This is a genomic window from Burkholderia sp. SIMBA_062 (assembly GCF_046534765.1).
GTDB classification, from domain to species: domain Bacteria; phylum Pseudomonadota; class Gammaproteobacteria; order Burkholderiales; family Burkholderiaceae; genus Burkholderia; species Burkholderia ambifaria.
The window spans coordinates 1-237 of sequence record NZ_JAWRYD010000617.1; the positions used below are offsets into that span (position 1 = coordinate 1).

Annotated in this window: 1 protein-coding gene; it reads right to left on the reverse strand. The window is 61.2% G+C overall.

All coding sequences use genetic code 11. The features are described from left to right. Window positions 1–237: Arm DNA-binding domain-containing protein (locus SB786_RS37655; RefSeq protein ID WP_410731767.1), on the reverse strand; the 237-nt coding region annotated here is incomplete at both ends.

Here is a 237-nt window from a genome sequence, read left to right on the forward strand (position 1 = left end):
CCTCTGCAGCGGCGCGGGCTTCTACCAGGCCCATATGATCCTGGGGCAGTGGCACACCGGTCTTGGCGACGTAGTAGTGGCCGAGGGTACAGACACGCTCTTTTTTGTCGACCCAATACCGCAAGAACCACGACTTCAATCCGGTTTTCGAGACGACCAGATACAGTCCCCGCACAGTGCCGTCCGGGTAGGTGTCGGGGGTCTTCGTGTCGCGGACCTTCGCGTCGGTCAGCGGTT